Annotated in this window: 21 protein-coding genes and 1 tRNA gene; 9 read left to right on the top strand and 13 right to left on the bottom strand. The window is 49.1% G+C overall.

The genetic code is table 11. The features are described 5' to 3' along the window. From pheT to DVDV_RS16495, 7 genes are all read right to left on the bottom strand, one after another. The coding region (pheT, locus tag DVDV_RS16465; protein ID WP_075355721.1) for a phenylalanine--tRNA ligase subunit beta at positions 1-2,268 on the bottom strand (2,268 nt) is incomplete at its 3' end. 153 nt (positions 2,269-2,421) lie between these two features. Further along, complete coding sequence (pheS, locus tag DVDV_RS16470; RefSeq protein WP_075355722.1) at positions 2,422-3,465, bottom strand: phenylalanine--tRNA ligase subunit alpha; 1,044 nt, start codon at positions 3,463-3,465, stop codon at positions 2,422-2,424. Then, a complete protein-coding gene (gene rplT, locus DVDV_RS16475; protein ID WP_043638915.1) occupies positions 3,466-3,819 on the bottom strand; it encodes a 50S ribosomal protein L20 in 354 nt (117 codons plus the stop codon). It lies immediately after the preceding gene. A 41-nt stretch (positions 3,820-3,860) separates the two neighbouring features. Further along, complete coding sequence (gene rpmI, locus DVDV_RS16480) at positions 3,861-4,058, bottom strand: 50S ribosomal protein L35 (protein ID WP_075355723.1); 198 nt, start codon at positions 4,056-4,058, stop codon at positions 3,861-3,863. 28 nt (positions 4,059-4,086) lie between these two features. Further along, positions 4,087-4,629: a translation initiation factor IF-3 gene (gene infC, locus DVDV_RS16485; protein ID WP_024825435.1), complete on the bottom strand. Its 543-nt coding sequence runs from the start codon at positions 4,627-4,629 to the stop codon at positions 4,087-4,089. Continuing rightward, positions 4,610-6,553: a threonine--tRNA ligase gene (gene thrS, locus DVDV_RS16490; RefSeq protein WP_075355724.1), complete on the bottom strand. Its 1,944-nt coding sequence runs from the start codon at positions 6,551-6,553 to the stop codon at positions 4,610-4,612. Before thrS ends, infC begins: the two co-directional genes overlap by 20 nt. Positions 6,554-6,622: 69 nt before the next feature. Beyond that, positions 6,623-6,697 (bottom strand) — tRNA-Val (locus DVDV_RS16495). A gap of 593 nt (positions 6,698-7,290) precedes the next feature. Here DVDV_RS16495 and DVDV_RS22395 point away from each other — a divergent pair. The 4 genes from DVDV_RS22395 (at position 7,291) to DVDV_RS22410 (ending at position 9,311) form a co-directional block, all read left to right on the top strand. Beyond that, a complete protein-coding gene (locus DVDV_RS22395; RefSeq protein ID WP_139311641.1) occupies positions 7,291-7,704 on the top strand; it encodes a hypothetical protein in 414 nt (137 codons plus the stop codon). An 18-nt stretch (positions 7,705-7,722) separates the two neighbouring features. Next, positions 7,723-8,154, top strand: coding sequence for a hypothetical protein (locus DVDV_RS22400; RefSeq protein ID WP_139311642.1), 432 nt, complete (start codon positions 7,723-7,725; stop codon positions 8,152-8,154). 66 nt (positions 8,155-8,220) lie between these two features. Beyond that, complete coding sequence (locus DVDV_RS22405; protein WP_139311643.1) at positions 8,221-8,589, top strand: hypothetical protein; 369 nt, start codon at positions 8,221-8,223, stop codon at positions 8,587-8,589. A 29-nt stretch (positions 8,590-8,618) separates the two neighbouring features. Next, the gene (locus DVDV_RS22410; protein WP_139311644.1) at positions 8,619-9,311 is read left to right on the top strand and encodes a hypothetical protein; all 693 of its coding nucleotides are present in this window, start codon (positions 8,619-8,621) and stop codon (positions 9,309-9,311) included. Positions 9,312-9,781: 470 nt separating this feature from the next. On the opposite strand, the gene DVDV_RS16500 is transcribed toward DVDV_RS22410, so the two are convergent. Next, positions 9,782-10,102 carry a transcriptional regulator gene (locus tag DVDV_RS16500; RefSeq protein ID WP_075355725.1) on the bottom strand — a complete coding sequence of 107 codons (321 nt, stop codon included), beginning with the start codon at positions 10,100-10,102 and terminating at the stop codon, positions 9,782-9,784. An 835-nt stretch (positions 10,103-10,937) separates the two neighbouring features. Here DVDV_RS16500 and DVDV_RS16505 point away from each other — a divergent pair. Together DVDV_RS16505 and DVDV_RS16510 are read left to right on the top strand one after the other, a co-directional pair. Next, positions 10,938-12,776, top strand: coding sequence for a methyl-accepting chemotaxis protein (locus DVDV_RS16505; RefSeq protein ID WP_075355726.1), 1,839 nt, complete (start codon positions 10,938-10,940; stop codon positions 12,774-12,776). Next, positions 12,776-13,246, top strand: coding sequence for a chemotaxis protein CheW (locus DVDV_RS16510; protein ID WP_075355727.1), 471 nt, complete (start codon positions 12,776-12,778; stop codon positions 13,244-13,246). The genes DVDV_RS16505 and DVDV_RS16510 overlap by 1 nt, the downstream gene beginning before the upstream one ends. A gap of 83 nt (positions 13,247-13,329) precedes the next feature. Here the strand turns inward: DVDV_RS16510 and DVDV_RS16515 are convergent, their stop codons facing one another. After that, the gene (locus DVDV_RS16515; protein ID WP_075355728.1) at positions 13,330-13,647 is read right to left on the bottom strand and encodes a transcriptional regulator; all 318 of its coding nucleotides are present in this window, start codon (positions 13,645-13,647) and stop codon (positions 13,330-13,332) included. 376 nt (positions 13,648-14,023) lie between these two features. Next, on the bottom strand, positions 14,024-14,920 hold the full coding sequence (locus DVDV_RS22415; protein ID WP_139311645.1) for a hypothetical protein: 897 nt from the start codon (positions 14,918-14,920) through the stop codon (positions 14,024-14,026). A 608-nt stretch (positions 14,921-15,528) separates the two neighbouring features. On the opposite strand from DVDV_RS22415, the gene DVDV_RS22420 reads away from it, so the two are divergent. Beyond that, positions 15,529-16,332: a hypothetical protein gene (locus tag DVDV_RS22420; RefSeq protein WP_139311646.1), complete on the top strand. Its 804-nt coding sequence runs from the start codon at positions 15,529-15,531 to the stop codon at positions 16,330-16,332. Positions 16,333-16,611: 279 nt separating this feature from the next. Here DVDV_RS22420 and DVDV_RS22425 read toward each other — a convergent pair whose 3' ends face one another. Both DVDV_RS22425 and DVDV_RS16520 read right to left on the bottom strand, forming a co-directional pair. Then, positions 16,612-17,859: a hypothetical protein gene (locus DVDV_RS22425; RefSeq protein ID WP_139311647.1), complete on the bottom strand. Its 1,248-nt coding sequence runs from the start codon at positions 17,857-17,859 to the stop codon at positions 16,612-16,614. A gap of 208 nt (positions 17,860-18,067) precedes the next feature. Then, complete coding sequence (locus DVDV_RS16520; RefSeq protein ID WP_075355729.1) at positions 18,068-18,970, bottom strand: hypothetical protein; 903 nt, start codon at positions 18,968-18,970, stop codon at positions 18,068-18,070. A 293-nt stretch (positions 18,971-19,263) separates the two neighbouring features. Here DVDV_RS16520 and DVDV_RS16525 point away from each other — a divergent pair, with 293 nt between their 5' ends. Both DVDV_RS16525 and DVDV_RS16530 read left to right on the top strand, forming a co-directional pair. Continuing rightward, positions 19,264-19,491: a hypothetical protein gene (locus DVDV_RS16525; RefSeq protein WP_075355730.1), complete on the top strand. Its 228-nt coding sequence runs from the start codon at positions 19,264-19,266 to the stop codon at positions 19,489-19,491. After that, positions 19,478-19,867 (top strand): DUF6573 family protein, encoded by a 390-nt coding sequence (locus DVDV_RS16530; RefSeq protein ID WP_075355731.1) that lies wholly within the window; start codon positions 19,478-19,480, stop codon positions 19,865-19,867. The genes DVDV_RS16525 and DVDV_RS16530 overlap by 14 nt, the downstream gene beginning before the upstream one ends. A 5-nt stretch (positions 19,868-19,872) precedes the next feature. Here the strand turns inward: DVDV_RS16530 and DVDV_RS16535 are convergent, their stop codons facing one another. Next, positions 19,873-20,196, bottom strand: coding sequence for a helix-turn-helix domain-containing protein (locus DVDV_RS16535; RefSeq protein ID WP_075355732.1), 324 nt, complete (start codon positions 20,194-20,196; stop codon positions 19,873-19,875). Positions 20,197-20,463: the final 267 nt, after the last annotated feature.

Here is a 20,463-nt window from a genome sequence, read left to right on the forward strand (position 1 = left end):
TTCCGGCTTGTAGGCGTCAATGAGCAGCACATCCTCAAAGATGGGTGCCTTGGCCGCGACCACGGCCTCCAAAATGGCCCCGACGCTGACCCCGGCCGGCACGGCCAGGGTGATGTCGCGGCGCACCGGCGGGAATCCGGGCAGGGTCTTAAAGCCTCGGGCCACACCGCCGGCCAGGGCGCGCAGGAGATCAAGGTCAAGCTCGGCCAGCCACAGGGGATGGCGGGCGTGGTAGGCATCGGCCACTTCCGGCGTCACCTGGCCGATCAGGCCAAGGGCCTTGCCGGCCACCGTCACCGTCACCTGGGGGGCCAGCCAGGGCAGGGCGTCGTCGCGGGTGAACACGGCGGGCGGCAGCTTGAAATGGGCCACAAGCGCTTCGACCAACCCCTTGATGTCGGCGTAGCCGGCAGTCTCGTCCTTGGGCCAGGGCCAGCCTTCGGGATGGCGCAAGCCGTGGAGCACCAGGCCCAGGCGTCCGGCCTCCCGAGCCGTGGACTCGGCTTCGGGGTCGGCGGTAAAGATGCGGGCCACTTCAAACAGGCGCAGGTTGGCGTTGCCCTGGGCCAGATTGTGGCGCACCGTGCCAAGGAGGCCCGGAGCCAGCATGGGCCGCATGACATTTTGGTCTTCGGACAGCGGATTGGCCACCGACACCCGGCAGGCAGCGTCCAGGCACAGAATGTCCAGGTCGCTGTGGCCGACGAAGCTGTAGTTGACGGCCTCGCGAAGGCCCAGGCCCACGGCAAAGGCGCGCACCCGTGACCAGAAGCCGAATTCCGACTCGGCCGGCACGTCGTCCAGGGCCTTGGCCACCCGGGGCAGGCGCGGGGCGATGCGGTCGAGTCCGTAGACCCGCCCCACTTCCTCGATCAGATCGGCCTCGCGTTCGAGGTCCAGCCGATGGGACGGCGGGGTCACGGCCATGGCCCCGGAGGGATCGCTGTCGGTCAGGACGCAGCCCAGGCCGGAGAGGACCTTGCGGCAAAAGTCTTCAGGCATGGCCTCGCCCAGCAGCATGGTGGCCCGGGCCGGGCGGAAACCGATGCCGCGGGGCACATACGGCTTTGGCTCGGCCGCGGCCACGCCGGGCAGGACCGTGCCGCCGGCGGTTTCGAGCATAAGGGCCACGGCCCGGTTCATGGCGTAGACCGAACCGACCTGATCCACGCCGCGCTCGAAGCGGTACGAGGCTTCGCTTGGCAGGGCCAGCCGGCGGGCGGTCTTGCGAATGGTGCCGGGCCGGAACACGGCGCACTCCAGGAGCACCTCGGTGCTGCCGGCTTCCATCTCGCTGTTGGCGCCGCCCATGACGCCGGCCAGGGCCACCGGCTTTTCGGCGTCGCAAATAAGCAGGTCACGGCCGGTCAGCAGCCGTTCCTGGCCGTCCAAGGTGACGATTTTCTCACCCTCTTTGGCCAGACGCACCCCGACCACGTTGCCGGCCAGCTTTTGCCGGTCAAAGGCGTGCAGGGGCTGGCCCAGTTCAAAAAGCACGTAGTTGGTGGCGTCGACGATATTGGAAATGGGGCGCTGGCCGATGGCCATGAGCCGCCAGCGGATGCGGTCCGGGGACGGCCCGACCGTGACCCCGGAAAGGAGCTTGGCCCGGTAGACCGGACACTGGTCCGGGTCCTCGATGGCAATGGCCACCTGTCCGGCAGCGTCGTCCCCGGCTTCGGGATAGGCCACGGCCGGCAGGGTGAGCGGCAGGTCAAAGGCCATGGCCGTTTCCCGGGCAATGCCAAGGACGGACAGGCAGTCGGCCCGGTTGGGCGTGATGGAGACGTCAAGCACGCAGGTATCCAGGGCAAGGGCCTCGGGCAGGGCCACGCCGATCCGGCAGGACTCGGGCAGGACCATGATGCCCGGGCTTTTCTCCTCGGCCAGTCCGAGTTCGGACTCGGAGCAGATCATGCCCTGGGATTCCTGGCCGCGAATCTTGCTTTTTTTGATGGTCAGTCCGCCAGGGAGGGTGACGCCGACGGTGGCCACGGGCACGAGTTGTCCGGCTGCGACGTTGGCCGCGCCGCAGACGATGGGCAGCGGCTCCGGGCCGCCGACATCCACGGTGCAGCAGGACAGATGGTCGGAATCGGGGTGGGCCTCGCGGGTCAGCACGCGGCCGACGACCACGCCCATGATGGCCTCGAAGGGATTTTTGATCTCTTCGATTTCAAGCCCGAGCATGGTCAGGCGGTCGGCCAATTCCTGGGCCGTGCCTTGGTAAGGAGTCAGTTCGCGAAGCCAGGACAGACTGAGCAGCATGATGATACGCCTCCGGCGGCCGGGAGGGAACCCCTTTTGCAAAAAGGGGTTCCCTCCCCGGACCCCACCTTCCCCAAAACCTTTTGCGGCACAGTGTGGAGACAGGTGAAGACAGGACCGGAGGAACCCCGACGTGTCAGGGACGAACCCCGATTAAAATTGACTCAGAAACCGGACGTCGTTTTCAAAAAACATCCGCAAATCGCCGATGCCGTACTTGAGCATGGTGACGCGCTCGACACCCATGCCGAAGGCAAAGCCGGTATAGCGTTCGGTGTCATAGCCCACGGCGTCAAAGACGTTGGGGTCGACCATGCCGCAACCGAGAATCTCGACAAAGCCCGTGCCCTTGCACACCCGGCACGGTCCGGCCGCGGTCGAGCCCTTGCCGCCGCACATGACGCAGGAGATGTCGACTTCGGCGCTCGGCTCGGTAAAGGGGAAAAAGCTCGGCCGAAAGCGCACGTTGGTGGACGGTCCGAAGATGCGGCGCACAAAGGCGGTCAGCGTGCCGCGCAGATCGGCCATGGACACGCCCTCATCGACGAGCAGCCCCTCGATCTGGTGAAACATCGGCGTGTGGGTGATGTCGGAGTCGCGGCGATAGACCTTGCCCGGAGCGATGACCGCAACAGGCGGCTTCTGAGCCAGCATGGTGCGGATCTGCAGCGGCGAGGTGTGGGTACGAAGGACCACCGAATCGGAAATGTACAGCGTATCCTGCATGTCCCGGGCAGGATGCTCCGGGGGCATGTTGAGCGCTTCGAAATTGTAGTAGTCGGTTTCGATCTCAGGCCCGGTGACGATGGAGAAACCGAGTTCCTCCAGAGCTTTGCAGATTTCGGCCGTAACCAGGGTGACCGGATGGAGGCTCCCGGCAAAGGGAGTGAATCCGGGCACGGTGGGGTCGAAATCGGCCAGGGCGGCGTCCATGGCGGCCCGGTTGAGCGCAGCCAGACGGCCGTCGTAGAGGGCGGTGAGGCGCTCCTTGACGGTATTGGCGGCTTTGCCGGCCTCGCGGCGGGCGTCGGGTTCAAGGGACGGCAGCCGGGACATGATGGCAGCCAACTGGCCCTTGCGGCCGAGATACTCGACCCGGGCGGCCTCAAGCTCTTCAAGAGCCAAGGCCCGGTCGAGCCGTGCAGCGCACGTCTCGACCAGGCCTTCGAGCTCGGCAACGAGCGAAAGTCCGGACACTTAGTTCACCTTGGATTTAACCAGCTCCGCCAGCTTCACGAAGCTGTCCTTTTCGCGAACGGCCATGTCGGCCAGGACCTTGCGGTCGAGTTCGATGCCGGCCAGGGTCAGACCGTGCATGAACACGCTGTAGGACATGCCGTTTTCACGGGCGGCAGCGTTGATGCGCAGAATCCAGAGCTTGCGCATCTGGCGCTTGCGCTGCTTGCGGTCGCGGTAAGCATAGACCAACGAACGTTCGGCAACTTCGCGAGCGGTTTCGTACAGCTTGCTGCGAGCTCCGACGTAACCTTTGGCCATTTTAAGAAATTTCTTGTGCCGTTTATGGGCGGCTTGTCCCCTTTTCACGCGCATATATCTGCTCCTTCAAGCATGGATGCCAGGTCCTTTCGGACCTAGGCGTAAGGCAAAAGGCGGCTGACGGCCTTGATGTTGGCGGAATCGACCAGAGTGCCCTGTCCCAGACGGCGGGTCCGTTTGGCGTTTTTCTTGGTCAGGATATGGCGCAGGTTCTGGCGACGCCGGGTGAACTTGCCGGAACCTGTTTTGCCGAAGCGTTTGGCAGCGCTGCGGTTGGTCTTCATCTTGGGCATGACGGACTCCTTCAGTGACGCGCCAGCCCTAGGCTGGCGCGATGGGTTTCTTGACTTGGGGGGCCAGCAGCATGGTCATCATGCGCCCCTCAGTACGGGGCTCCTGCTCCACCTTGGCCAGCTCGCCAAGGTCGACCACCACCCGGGCCAGGATGACCTGTCCCCGGTCCTTATGCACGATTTCGCGGCCACGAAAAAACACCGTGACCTTGCAGCGGTCTCCGTCTTCGAGAAAACGACGGATATGCTTGAGCTTGGTCTGGTAATCGTGCTCGTCGGTTTTGGGCCGAACCTTGATTTCCTTCAGCTGAACCGTGGTTGCTTTCTTTCGGGCTTCCTGCACCTTTTTTTGCTGCTGGTACTTGAAGCGGCCGAAATCCATGATCCGGCAGACAGGCGGCTCGGCATTGGGCGCGACCTCTACGAGGTCCAGGCCCTTTTCCTGGGCCATGCGCAACGCCTCGCTGGTTGGGATGATGCCCACCTGCGAGCCGTCGTCGGCAATCACCCGCACCTCGCGGGCGCGGATCCGGTGGTTACACCGAGGATCACTACTGGGAGCAGAAGTTATAGCGCATCCCTCCACGCTTGAATGGTTCTTGGCAATCGGCCGTGATCAGCAGCACTACCTCGTCCAGGGTCTTGACGCCAAGATTTTCCCCGGACCGCAGCCGCACGTTCAGGCCGCCGAGTTCCTTTTCCTTGTCCCCTGCCACGAGCATGTAGGGGATCTTCTCAACCTGGGCCTCGCGAACCTTGAAGCCCAGTTTCTCGTTACGATCATCAAGTTCTGCCCGGATGCCGGCATCCTTGAGTTTGGCCAAAGCCAACTCGGCAAATTCTTTTTGGGCATCCGTCACGATCAGGATGCGGGCCTGCACCGGGGCAAGCCAGGTGGGCAGCGCCCCGGCCGTGTGCTCGATGAGCACGCCGAGGAAGCGCTCCACAGCGCCCAAAATGACCCGATGCAACATCACCGGCCGCTTACGCTCCCCGTCAGCATCCGTATACACAAGATCGAAGCGTTCCGGCAAGGTGAAGTCGCACTGAATGGTGGCGCATTGCCACCGGCGGTCTAAGGCATCCTTGAGCTTAATGTCAATCTTCGGCCCGTAAAAGGCCCCGTCGCCGGCGTTGACTTCATAGGGCAGGCCGATGGACTCCATGGCGTCGACCAGCGCCTTGGTGGCGCGGTCCCAGTCTTCGTCGGAGCCGATGGACTTTTCCGGGCGGGTGGACAGCTCGGCCTCAAAATCAAAGCCGAAAAGACCGAGGACATCCTGGACAAAGCGCACAACACCGGTGATCTCGGCCTGGAGCTGGTCCGGGCGGCACAGGATGTGGGCGTCGTCCTGGGTGAACTGGCGCACGCGCAGCAAACCGTGGAGCACGCCGGATTTTTCGTGGCGATGCACCACGCCCAACTCAAAGTAGCGCTGGGGCAGATCGCGGTAGCTGCGGATGCGCGACTTGAAGATGAGCATATGCGACAGGCAGTTCATGGGCTTTATGCCGTAGGACTGCTCGTCGATCTCGGTGAAATACATGTTCTCGCGGTAATTGTCGTAGTGGCCCGAGCGTTCCCAGAGTTCCCGGCGCAAAATCAGCGGGCCGCGCACCAGATCATAGCCCCGGCGCAGATGCTCGCGGCGTTCGAAGTCCTCTAAAATGGTGCGCACCAACTCGCCCTTGGGGTGCCAGATGCACATGCCCGCGCCCACTTCTTCGGAAAAGCTGAACATGTCCAGCTGCGCGCCGAGCTTTCTGTGATCGCGCTTCTTGGCTTCTTCCAGGTGGCGCAGATAGGTCTTGAGGTCGGCTTCGGAGGCAAAGGCCGTGCCGTAAATACGCTGGAGCATGGGGCGCTTTTCATCGCCGCGCCAGTAGGCCCCGGCAACCGACAGCAGCTTGACGGCCCGCACCATGCCGGTATGCGGCACGTGGGGTCCGCGGCACAGGTCGGTAAAGGTGCCGTGGCGATAAAGCGACACGATGTCCCCGACGATGTTCTCGTCCATGATCTCGAGCTTGTAGCTCTCACCCTGGGAGGCGAAAAGCGCCTTGGCGTCGGCCTTGGGCACGGTGGTGCAGGCAAACGGGTGATTGGCGGCGATGCTTTTGTGCATCTCCGCCTCAATGGCTTCGAGATCTTCGGGGGTAAACGGGCGCTCGTAAGCGAAATCGTAGTAGAAGCCGTTTTCAATCGACGGTCCGATGGTGACCTGGACCGTGGGAAAGAGCTTCTTGACGGCCTCGGCCATGATGTGGGCGGCCGAGTGGCGGATGACGGAAAGGCCTTGGGGGGTGTCGGCGGCAATGGCCGCGATTTCGTGGGCATCGTCCGGCAGGGGCGAAGCGAGATCACGCGGTTGGCCGTCAACAAGACAGGCCACCGTATTCTTCAGTCGTTTACCGGAAAGGACCCGGGAAAGAACCTGGCCGCAGGCTTCGCCAGCCGCCGCCTCCAGGGATTGATCCTCGATTGTGACCTGCACGTCGCCTTCTCCGGGGGTAGCCCCCCATGCATCTAAAAAAAGGGAGGCCGGAGCCTCCCTGTAGGTTCATGGTAGGAACGGGGAGATTTGAACTCCCGACCCCTTGCGTGTCAAGCAAGTGCTCTCCCCCTGAGCTACGCTCCTATAAACAGAATCAGGGAAGGGGATATCTATTCCGAACTCTTCCCGAAGTCAACCCTAAATTTTCCATTCCCCAGAAATTTTCGGGTACCAAAGACGTTGGCGCTTGTTGGCTCGTCGTTGGTCGGAGGGGACTACACTCCCACGGGCTGGGAGGTCAAGGAATTTTTCGTGGGGAGGTGGAGAAAAAGGAAGTTGGGAACGGCAAAGACAGAAAATCAATATTTTCAGATACTTAACATACTACAGTGAAATATCGACACATTTCGTGATAAAGGAGAGAAAGGTATCATAATAATTCGCAATGCAAAGGCAACCAATTAAAATATCAACTAAAAAAAAAGCGAAAATGTTGTTGCAATTTTTTTTGCTATCGCATAAAATTGTGCAAAATTCTATTTACTCCTCCGTGGCAATGGTCATGCCGACAACTGGCTAATCAGCCCTCAAATTATTTGCTTTTTTACACTAGGCTTGGTTGTGTTGTCGACTAGTAAACCGTTGTAAACAATAATAAACTCAAAAATACAATGCAATAGCCTTTGGCGGCACCACTCAATAACAACTTAATTATCAAAAGGATGTCAACGAAGCTTATGAAAAAAATCATCTTATTGTGTCTTTGTGTTGTTCTTTTATCTACAGCAACGAGTTTTGCAAGTTGGCTTAGTGATGCTTTAGAAGGAAAACTGCCGCCAATACAACCTACCGATCCATGTATTATTTCTCCTACGCTTTGTGCGGCCCAGGAAGCTGAAAAAGAAGCACAGCGGCAGCGTGAATTGGCTGAAGAAAATAAGCGTTATCGCGAAGCACTTACGAATTACCAACACCAAGTCAACGATTTGCTGGCTTTTATTAATTCATCAACAGAAGATGAGCGATCGAAAATACGTGCGGCATTGACAAGAGGCGAAATATGTACTTCAAATGCAAAAACTGGCTCAGAGGTTGATATATGTATGATTAACTTACGAAAAGAAATATTCCAAATACAATCACAACGGTAACGGTAAGTGAGGTTTTTTGTGAACAGAATAAAGATTGGTGCATTGGCTATAGCGTTTCTTGTTTCACTTCCCCTGACGTCATCTGCAAGTTGGTTAAGCAGCTTGCTTGATGAGGGAAAATTGCCACCAATAGATGCTGTGGGACTATGCGTTATTGCTCCTAATCTTTGCCTAGCAAACGAAACCATAAAGGAAGAAGCCCGAAGAAGATCTATTGAAGAAGAAAATAAGATTCTTCAAAAACGTCTAGTCCAGTACAGGCAAGACACAAACATTCTAATCCAAAACATAAAAATCAGAAATGAGGACGAGAGAAGTGAGATACAAGGCGCACTTAATGAGGCAGATAATTGTTTGTTGCAGGCAACAGACCTTACAGGAGCAGATAATTGCGTTCTTAACATGCGAAAAAAAGTTTTTGAAATTAATAGGAAATACCAATCAATGTAGATACATAAGACTTATTCATGTTATAGTTTTTTGTCATTACTTTTGTTTTTACCGAAAAAGTCCGGTTTGGCCTTTGACATCACGCACGATACAAATTTGTTTGGTGCCAATGAAAATATTTCAAATGTCAACATAGGCATTGGCATAAATCCGCTCGTGACTACCTTAAACTCAGGACTAAGAGGGAAATGTGTAGAGTTCTCAAAATTACAAAGCCTTGGGCAAGTTGAAGGTGGTCATATTGAAGCAAATTTCTTTTCTTTAGACACTCAATTATCCTTATTTAACAAGACTGACAGAGAACTAGAGTTAGGGGTTAAACCAAAAAAATTTAACTTAAGTGCGGAAGTTTCTTCAAATATAATTTCGCAAATCAATTTTGATTACACTCATTCATATGCAGTTCTTTGGGTTAAAAAATTTTTGAACCTATAAATGCTGTTGACGCTCATGTCATCCGCAGTATGAAAAATTACGGCGAGGACCCAAAGCTTTTCTTTGAAGATTGTGGATCTGAATTTGTATCCTCCTATACACCCGGAGCATATGCATTAGGATTAATAGAATTTTCCACAACATCGTCTGAAAGCAAGAAAAAGGCTGACGAGCAGTTAAAAAAATTAGAAGGGAGTGTAAGTGACGTTATAAGTTTTTCTGGAAAATTTCAAAGAGGATTAGAAGTGATTGAAAAAGAAACAAATAGCACTTGTCATATTTATTGCATAGCCGATGGCGGGACAGGTACTATATCCTTGGAAAAGGATAAGTTTTTACCAAGTTTGTTTAGTTATATAATTGGTAGCGACCCAAAAAATTCTATTATTTATTCAATCAACACAACGCCATACTATAGGCTTATTCCCCTAGACAATGATTCTGAACGTCGGAATCACAACCTGACCCGTTCTCTTTCTGAATTTATAAACAGCAAGGCCTTCGACATTGACAACTACAAAACACGAATAAAGTTACGAATTAGCAACATAGAAATACTTGAAAATATATTAGCAACAGAAGATTGTTCTGGTTCTCGGCGAGATGAGATACACAAAACTATCGGATCTCTTAGAATAGAAATATTTAATATTGAAAAAATGGCCAACAAATGTGCGGCCGATCCATTCCGCAGTTGGACAACACGATGTGGCCAACAGTAATATTCTTTCTTGAACAATAGAGATGAAATAATTAACAAGCTGCTGCGAACAATGTTGCATAATTGATTGACTTGCTTCAGCACTTATAATTTGTTAAATGCATTCTAACCACGCAGCTATCCGATTGATGCCAACTTCTCGCTAGTGTATTGTCAAGACGCTCCACCGCCAGAAATTTACCTGTATCGACCACAAGCGCATAAGCAACGATTCTAAAAATTCCCTTGGCTCTTTAAAAAAATACTGCCAAAAGCTGTTATGATAATACCGGAGATGACTGGATGTCTTTTAGGCCATATCTCAACCATTCAGTAACACCTCAAATTACCTCACGCTAAAACTTGAGTGGATGAATTCCATCAATAGAATCAAAGCACCCTATATCTCCTTCCCGCCAACAAATAAAGACCCACACCAACCAATTTTCTTGGACGACGTGGGCCCATCTGCATAACTATCTGAAATCTTAGTTACTTCTTCTCCAACACGATCTTGCCCTCTTCCAGGCACGACACATTGAACTCGTCACCCTGGCTGAACCCGTAGTTCTTCAATAAGGCTGCGCTCAAGTGGATTCCGTTCTTACCGAACTTCGAAGCACCACCGACAGCACGCTCTTCCATGCCGACAATCTTATAAAATTGCTCATCCAGCTGGATCAGCTTGGCCAAGTAGGTTTTCAGCTGCGGTTTCTTCACTCCAAAAACGTCCATGATCTGCTGGGCATTTTTGCCTTCTTTGATCAGGTCACGAAGTTTCACCGCATCGAATTTTGATTCTCCACGAGCCATAGTTTAATCTCCTTAAAAGGTATTTCTGATTTGATTAAACAAGAGTATCTCAAAAACGAAGGATGTCAACAAAAGTAGCTCGAAAGCTGATTAATCCTTTTTAACGGCAAATGATACTTAAAGGCTAACGCCCAACAATAAGCATAAGTCAAAAACGAAAGAAAACGCGCATTCGAGAAAGTGTAACATTACGGGATGATAACTTGCCAGCCTTGCCCTGCCCTGCCCTATTGTTGGACCAGGGACAGAGCGAGTTAAAGGACAGGTGGCAACAAACTGGGACTGAAAAATCGCAGGATCCTGCGATCCGACAACATTGTTTTTGATCCTAAACGCCATCCAGCCCCGATAGGTCAGCATTCTACCTATCCCCGAAAAATCAAAAGTTCCAGTAAACTGGACTTTTCAAATATCAGCGATGGCGATGTTTTTTGCAGGAGGGAGAAGAAAAAGAACTTTGGGAGTGACGGACTATGAATAATAACGCACTATTTCAGCATGTTAACACAAATATTGAGCACTGCCATTGTACTGGAAATGATGTATTTCTATAAATTTTGCCATTGACATTCATGGACTCAGAACTAACACTGGGATAGTTAAATTATAATTTTTAAAAAGAATATTGTATTTCAACAATGTCGATATCTGTATACCGCGAATGCTTGTTGTTTGGCAAATTTTGAGGCATGATACCATAGCAAAAATCGCAAAGTATGTACCGAAATTTTGACGTTATAAATATGTCATCCACCTCGTGGACGGAGCGTAGCATTCTATTTTAGTTCATTAAGTCGCAGTTAATGACACAACTCCTAACAAAAAATGGGTAAAAATGAACAACATAAGTATTTCAGTGCGTCTCGTCTCTGGTTTTATACTGATAGCCCTGCTGACACTAATTTTGGGATTTATCGGATACTCATCCATTTTCAATTCTAAAAACGCCTTGAAATCGATTGCCGATTTAAATTTACCAGCCATCGAGGCTTTGGGTCGAATACAGATCGGTATAGTAGGCTTGGTTGGCACACAACGGGGAATGCTAATCCCAACATTGCCACAGAATGAACGGCAAGCCCAGTACAAAGCCGTGATGAATTACCGCGATGCCTATCAAAAAGCTACAAAAGAATACGAAGCCCTACCGCGTTCAGCTGAGACCGCGAAACTTTGGGAAGATTTTCAAGGATTAGTGGCTGTTGGTGTGAAGTCTAATAATGAAGTATTTGCAAAAATAAAGGAGTGGGAGTCAACTCCGGACCAGATCAATATACTGGCCTCGGCCACGGAGATGGCCCTTGGACCGGCGCGCGATGCCAATCTAGCAGCACTTAAAGCCCTTGATAACATCATAAACTTGTCCAAATCCATAGCCGAAAAGACCAGAACGACTTCATTCACTGAAGTGGATAGTAATATCATTGTGATGATCGTTTTGATGGTGGTTATCCCTACCCTCGCCATACTTCTGGGCCTGTACCTGACCTATTCGATCCTGACACCGCTGAAGAAGGGTATGATCTTCGCCGCAGCCGTGGCCCATGGCAATCTGAATGAAGATTTGGACGTGCATCAGCGGGACCAGATCGGACACTTGGCTGACAGTCTGCGGGTCATGGTCGAAGCTTTGCGGAGCAAGATTTCCGAGGCAGAGCAAAAGGGCGAAGAGGCCCACCAGGAATCTGAAAAAGCCAAGGAAGCAATGATCGAGGCGGATGAAGCTCGTGAAAAGGCTGAACACGCAAAAGCAGAGGGGATGTTCCAAGCTGCAACCCAGCTTGAATCGATCGTTGAAATTATCACTTCAGCTTCCGAGCAACTTTCTGCACAAATTGAACAATCTAGTCGTGGGGCGGAAGAACAATCGCGTAGGGTTGGCGATGCAGCTACTTCTATGGAAGAAATGAATTCAACAGTCCTTGAAGTAGCTAAAAATGCATCTAATGCCTCATCTACCGCTGATCAAGCAAAAGCAAAGGCTGAAGCAGGCTCCAAGGTAGTCAGTCATGTTGTCCGTGGTATCGAGCAGGTCCAGCAACATGCTCAAGAGATGAAAAATGACATGGGAAACTTGGGCAAACAAGCTGAGGGAATCGGTCAAATCCTGAATGTCATTTCTGATATTGCTGACCAGACCAACCTTTTGGCTTTAAATGCTGCCATCGAAGCAGCCCGAGCTGGTGATGCAGGACGAGGTTTCGCAGTTGTTGCGGATGAGGTCCGTAAATTAGCCGAAAAAACTATGACTGCTACCAAAGAAGTCGGACGGGCTATCAGGGGCATCCAGGATGGGACTAAGAAAAATATCGACAATGTTGAGCGTTCAGGAAAAGCTATCGAAGAGGTCACAACGCTTGCCAACACTTCTGGTGAATCCTTACGAGAAATCGTTTCTCTAGCTGAGGCCACTACGGATCAAGTTCGTTCGATAGCGACGGCTTCAGAGGAGCAATCATCGGCCAGCGAAGAAATTAATCGCAGCATTGAAGACGTAAATAGAGTTTCAATGGAAACTTATGATGCAATGCGAGAATCAGCTCAAGCCGTAACTGAACTAGCCAATCAAGCTCAAGTTCTTAAGACTCTCATCGATAACATGAAAACGGACAGCGGATCGAGTTCAAATGCACTTCCCTCTGGAAAGAAATCCCTGGCTTTAGGGAGAAGGTAATGGACGAAACCACAATCGCAAAGCAGGAGAATGAACTTCTCCAGTTGGTTACCTTCGGAATAGGCGAAGAAGAGTATGGGATCGATATCCTGGAAGTTCAGGAGATCATCCGTATAATGGATATTACGAAAATACCTAACTCGCCCCCACATGTCGAAGGGGTAATCACCCTTCGAGGCAAGGTGATCCCTGTTATCGGCTTGCGCTGCCGTTTCAACATGGAATCGCGTCCCCATGACAGTCAAACGAGGATCATTGTCGTTGATATTCGTGGAATTATTATTGGGTTCCTCGTAGACGGGGTTTCAGAAGTGCTTCGGATTCAATCCAACACTGTCGAGCCACCACCGCCAGTTGCTTCTGGGGTAGAATCTGAGTATATTAAAGGTGTTGGCAAACTAGATGATCGGTTGCTGATCCTTCTTGATCTGGACAAGCTCATCCCGACTGAAGAGTTAACACAACACTAAACCCCATAAAATCTTCACGAAGAAGCCCACGCCATCCACTGAAATGGAAAACGTGGGCTTTAACTATTATTTACCTAAATAAACTATTTCTTTTCCAGCACAATCTTCCCTTCTTCCATACACGACACCTTAAACTCGTCGCCCACGGTGAAACCGTAGTTGGACATAAGAGTCGGGGACAGTCGGAGACCATTTTTCGAAAATTTGGCATTCCCGGATACCGCCCGAGTATCCATCCCTTCAATCTTATAAAACTTTTCATCCATCTGCATCAGCTTCAGGAGATGGTTTTTCAAAGTCACCTTATCAATATCAAACGCGCTGATGATTTGCTGGGCATTTTTCCCTTCGGTGATCATGGTGCGAAGTTTCATCGCGTCGAATTTAGAGACTGGGGGCATAGGTGTTGCTCCTTAAAAGGTATTTCTGATTTGATCAAATAAGAATACCTTAAAAAGAAAAGATGTCAACATAGCGGGGGGATTAACGGCAAAAGGTGCTTTACTGGCAAATCGTTAAATTTCGTCCAGTCAAAAACGAAGGGAATTTCGTATTTGGCAAACTGAAGCATTACTGGATGTTAACTTACCAGCACTGCCCTGCCCTATTGCTGGACCAGGAACATGCCAGCTTCAGTCACGGTGGCGGGATTATGGGGCTGAAAAGTCGCAGGTTCCTGCGATCCGACACCATGGTTTCCAGTCAAATTCAGCATCATAGTGCATAGGCATGTCGTTAATAATGCTAATTATTGTCGGAAATTTCATTCTATAAACTCTATGCGCGAAGAGCTCCAAGGAATTCATACCAGTCTTCCAATGAAGCCTTATTCTTTCCCAAGTTGCACCCTAGATGAGTTATGTGCAGGTTCGACATATCATAAGTTTTACAATCACTATCCAACCTATCTCTTGACATCTGCAAAAGATAGTTTTTTGTGGCAAGAGGTATTGGAGCTCCGCAAAGTCCACAACGACCACCTTGCTCACGCCATTTTCTCATAAGAATTAAGAAGAGCTCAGATACATTTGGCGAATTCCGTGGAGGATATACACCTCCTTTTTCCTGGCCGGCGCACTCAACATCATGAAGAATCAATTTAATTAAACGAGAAATTTCTTTTTTTAAAGTAACATCATCTGTATTTAAGTCCAAAGCATCTTGAGCTTGTGGCGTAGGTGCAATTTTTACAGGCTCAATTAACAAATTATATAAACTTTTCCTCTCACCACTTAGGAGTTCGACACATCGTCCAAAGTTCTGTGGCTTTCCGAGCAAACTGTATGTTTGTGGAATTATGGCGCGTGCCCGAGGAAAATGAACAACAGTAAAAGCTTTTTCAACAGGCAACGACCATTCCCATTTTTGACCGTATTCTTTTACAACACTGCTCCAGACATCTTTGCTGACAAGAGTCCTTGTATCTAAAAGCGTCCTTGGTTCAACAGACATAATTGACATTATTGACTGCCTGTGAGCGGGATCTTTTGTATTATCTGCGTTACTGGTACCTACGGTGACGACATAATCACTACCCCGACTATAGATATTAGCGAACCTTTTCGCAACTCCTTTAACGGAGAACGACAGGGCTGGCCATTCTGTAGATGTAGGGGCAAATTCACTTTTAACATAAAACCTTGTATTCTCTCTGACGATATCTTTGACAAACATAACGCACCATAACTTGATTGTTTCTAAATCTTTTTTCCATCACGTGACACACCCTGACTCATGACCGGCAAAAACGAAGAAGCTGCGTTTTAAAAAGTCCTATACTGCAAATAGATAGCTTCAGTGCTCCCCCACCCCACTGGCCAAAACCAGAAAGATGACTGTTCAGGGACGGTGGCAACAATCTGGGGTTGAAAAATCGCAGGAGTCTGCGAATCAACACCAGCGTTTCTGGTCCGAAATGTCCTTCAGCCCGCCATCTGCTGAAAATCAAAAGTTCCAGTAAACTGGAATTTTCAACCACCAGCAATATCGCTGTTTTTCTCTCAGCAAAATGCCGAAGCCCTCCCCTTTGGGGAAATCTGGGCTTGGTCTTTTCCTCGGACACCCCTCCCCTGCTCTCTACCGGACCAGTCCTGGGCCTTTTCCTATCGCCCCCTTGGTTAGGGCTTCCCACTGGGCCAAAATCTCAGGAAATCCCCGTATACTCCCAACGTCCTTTTTCCATAAGGTTATTTCCAAATACCGAAAAACAACCGCATGGGAATGAGTTGACTGCTATAACTAAAAATGATATTTTAATAAATATTTAAGCAAAGGCCAATACTATGCCAAATATTAATCTTTCTGATTTTTCACCTTGGATTTCTGGAGGATTGGCCGGTGCTTTTTTTACTCAAATTGTAAATTATACCATATCTAGACGCTCAAAAACAAAAGCAACAATTGAAGAAAAAACGATACGCTTTTATGACATCGCTACAGACTTGTTTGATACCAACAAAGATGTTAACACAACCATCCAGTTCAAAGGTCATGAGTATAGGCATTTATCAAAATATACCACAATCATCAAGAATTCTGGACTTAAACGAGTAGACAATGTTCAAATAATAATTCCATTGGCAAAAAACTTAAACTGCCTAGAAAATAATGTCAAGACATTCCCAATAATCATACCCCACAGTGAAACATCGAACTCCGATCCAGATAAAAATGAATTAGTATTTTCTTTTGATAATTTTCAAAAAAATGATTCAATACAAATATCTTTATTTATTGATGGCGAATTACCCGACGACATGAGATCTTCGGTACGAAACATTGACGAATTAAAGTCATCGTCAAAATTATCATTTGATTCAACCCGGGATGCTATTGGTTTAATTATTCTATTTTTTTGCTTATTTACGATTCTCGGCAAGGTACAAATTGTTGGGGGTGCCTTGCAGTTGTTCTTGATATTAACAGCAGTCAATCCATTGTCGACATGCATAACTAAAATTTTGAGATCAATATATAAAAACGGCAAAAACTCGACAAAGCTCATCTCTATTGGTGAGATAAGAGACAATAAATCCGATGTAAACATAAAGATAATCCATGGAGAATCTGAAAGAAACTGCCAATAGTTTCTCTTCCTCTTATCCACTCCAACCGAGTTGCCTCCTTTCCTCTAAGGACAACCCCTCCCCAGCTCTCGACCTGCCTGCTCCTGGGGTTTTCCCGTTGTCCCCTTGGTTGGGCTTCTCCTAGGCCCAAATCCCAGCAAATCCCGTCCTACTCCCAACGTCATATTCCTATAGGGGTATGCTCGGTCGAAAAGTGCAGGAACCTGCATTCTTGAGATTTTTGGCTGCGTGTTTCATCTGGGCCTGTACCTAACTTCAAAACAAACAAGACATCATCATCTATATTACATTTGCACAAACCATTTTTTGGCAATCTACATTTATAAGACGAAAAGTTTGTAAATTCTCAAAAACATCAACCCCGTCTGGAGTAATACCATCCTGATTAAAACCCAGCGAATAAAGGGTGTCACCAATAAAAGTACAAGTTCTATGGATAGACGCATATTTTGAAGTTATGTCCATCTTTTGTGTTGCCAGTAATGCAACGTGGCCCAGACTTGTTTCACCTAAATACTCAACATTATCAAAATTAAATACTAAATTTCCAAGCGGGCTGACAACCGTATCGTTGCTGCTAGGCAACGTAGAATCTTCAGAATAAGCAACGGACACTTCCTTAGCAAATACCTTATCCATCATCATTTTAAACCCTCCATAAGTAACAATGCTTTCTCCTTTAAAATTAATTGGAAGATAATTCTTTGCTATTTCTCGCCAAATTTCGAGCAACGAACTAATTGACTCTGAAACTAGTTTTGGGCTTATTGTTCCACCACAGGTGGCAGGCAACTCTCCTTTACCATGGAAAAGGCGACACCTAGTCTGCACATACTGCTTATCTACGATATAGGAAATACAACTAATCGCATTAGGCGGTGCAAATCGTTGCAAATTCACTTTAGCATCAATAACCCCAAGCGCTCTTTCAAACCATTTTTTTTCAGCCTCTGATTTTAGTCTTGGGCATATTGAATACAACAAAGATTCAAATGATAAAAATAAATTCTTATACGACTCATAAAGATCATGAGACGTCTGCGACAACCGATAATACCTCAACTGAGGCGACCAAACAGAAGGGGGCAAAACCCGAGGCGGGACATGTCGACCATCCTTATCATAGACACTAAACTCCATTGACACTTTAATTGGCATATTTAAAACATCAACACTCTGAAGAACTAATTCACTTTCTCGCTCGAATAAAATCACATAAGAATCAGCCGGACCGGGAATTATTCGAAACACATTCTTTTCAATGGACAACATGTCCAAAGCTCTTTGGGCAAGCTCAAAACCTATCGCCAGGATATCATCCTTAGCGTAACCATCAACAGATCTTGCCACAATTGCTTGTTGACTTTTTTTAATTTCAACAACCCAACCATACTCCTGGTCTCTATAAATATAATCAATTGACGATTCAATATCGAGAAAAAATGCGATAGAACTGTTGACATTTCCCAACAAAGTAGCATCGGCAACAGATTTGCTACCCAAAAAAATACTGCCAATACTCGCCATCTAGCACCTCGCTCAATCCGCTGAAAATCAAAAGTTCCAGTAAACTGGACTTTTCAACCATCTAAAATAGCGAAACTTTCTTCAGGGAACTAGTCGAAGCTTCCCTTTGGGGAAATTTGGGACTTGGTCTTTTCCCCGGACACTCCTCTCCTGCCCTCTCTACCGGCTCTTCCTGGGACTTTTCCCAGATGATCTTTCGACAACTTCTTTATCTTTTTGTCTTAGTTCGTTGCATAGCTTGAGGCACCCCTGGCCCAGGAGAAACTATTGTCGTTATATTCGCATCAGTTATTTTTTCTCTTAACACGCTAGCAACTGTTTTCCCAGTTGATTTTGCTTCAACTATTGCTTCATGCACTTTTTCACCAGATATTGTCTTGCCATCTTCTGCTATCAATATTGATTGAATATTAAAAGTAGCCTCATCTACATTTTCAGTCGGGACAGAATCTAAAGCTACCTTCTCGACAATTTTGTCATCTTCAAAAAAAATGTTCATGCCTTCGCCATATCCATATGTGTGCTTCACAATATCAGGATAATTATTAAACAGTTCCATGTCATACAAATCAGAGCTATGAAATTCAACATGAAACTCAGAATAGCGAATAAAAGATTCCCCTCCTAACTGAATTTGCATATGATAATGCGGATTTTTGCCTGCACTCGTCGTGGGGTGGCCCTGGAAATCTGACTTCGAGCAATAAAATGACCACGTCAAATGCTTGTATCTTGCCGTGAAATCAATGACATTATCACCTTCGTGCTCATCTTTGATGTCATTTATATTTTTAGCATACCCTTCAATCGAAGCGACCCATCTCACATAGCTAGAAATCCTAAAGTAGCTAAACTCTTTAAATAAAGCAGCCATCATTTTCTTCTTCAGCCCCTTAGGCCGTAAAAACCAATGCAAACATGGCGTTTTCAGGCTAAAAGTCTTCAATGACTTTCCACATAAGCTACACATTCCCTTGCCAAATAAATCAACAAAATTGTCGTAACTTTCTTTAGCCCGAGCACTCTCTATATCATTACCTTTTATCCGCTCTTCCAACGGCAGTTGCCTGAGCCATTCAACAAATTGAGCAGGTGGAATATTGGGGCGCATAATAACCTTATAAGACGATAGTAGTTTTCCTCAGCAAGCAGCCGCAGCCCTCCCCAGGGGATATTGGGCTTGGGCTTTCCCCCGGGCACACATTACCTACCCTCTACCGGGCTCCTCCTGGGACTTTTCCACTCGTCCCCTTGGCTGGGCTTCCCCCGGGCCAAAATCCCAGGAAATCACGTCCTACACCCAACGTCCTTTTTCCATAGGGCTTTGTCCAGCTTAAACCACCCGCCCCGTGACCGCCCCACTGGTCCAGGCTATCCTTCTGCTTAAAAAGCAAAGGAGGCCATATGGACCAGAAAGATCATGATCTTCTTCAAACTAAGGACGAAATATTCAATGCTTTTCGTCCGATTGAACAGCTTTTCAAGATAATGGATACGAGTTCTGTTGAAATCTATGGTGAGTTAACGCGCTCATACGCCGATGTTGGAATTACACTGTGTCAAAGCTTCCGTCAAAAACTCAATGCTATATTAACTGCCGAAACTGGAGATATCAAAAATGACCACCGATAAAAATTGGAACGTCATCTACAGCTACACCAGGGCACAAGCTATTGAAGACGGAGTCCTAATTGACATTACTGCCGAGGCCAAAGCCAACGGGTTCAAAGTCCACACCGTCGTCACCGATAACCTTTACCGCCAGTACGTTGAAGTTCCTACCGGATTGGACAGAAGTTTCGGTCAGTCCAGGGATGGCCGGCTCCATGACCTGCTAACACTGGCCCTGTTCGCTGCCCGGTCCAGCAAAGGGACAGATCGGGTGTACTTCAAAGTCTCGTTCCTGATGGGGCCAGGACGATCAGAAGAAGCAAATATCATCGCCCATATCGGCCCCGGTGACCACGGAGAGCCAGTCCTGACGCTTATGTCGCCCGAGGATGACTGAAGCCCTTATCGAAAGATGACCTGGGCCATGCTGAAAAATATCCGCAACCGATCTTCATCCGCTGATTCTATTTGTCGGGCCAGGATCGTCCGAAGCTCCTCCATGGACAACCGGAACTCCTCCAAGCTGAATAGCTCGGCCATGGGAATGTCCAGGGCTTTGGATAGTTGCTCGATACTGGTCAGGGATGGATTGCGCCGCCCACGTTCGATCTCCCCAATGTACTGGAGGGAAAGACCGGAGAGATCAGCCAGCTTCTCCTGGGTAATATCCCTGGCCCGGCGTATCGACTTGATTTTCTTTCCAAAAATATCTTGAACGGTGTCCATGCCAGTCCTCCAGAATGACAGAGGATATGGCAATGATTTAAGTTACATAACAGACGATAGGAGGTTTAATTTGCCAATTTAAACAATTAAAGTTGCCATCACTCCCAACCGAAGATAATCCAAACCAACAGCCCCAACGAGGTTCACCATGAAAACCAGGCTGATCGGCATCGCCCTCGGTGCGTGTGTTCTCCTGTCCCCTGCCCTCGGACACTGTGAAGATGCGATCAAGTACACCCAATGCATCAATAGTTTCAAGGCGAAGGG

This window comes from Desulfovibrio sp. DV (assembly GCF_001936595.1).
Lineage (GTDB): Bacteria > Desulfobacterota > Desulfovibrionia > Desulfovibrionales > Desulfovibrionaceae > Solidesulfovibrio.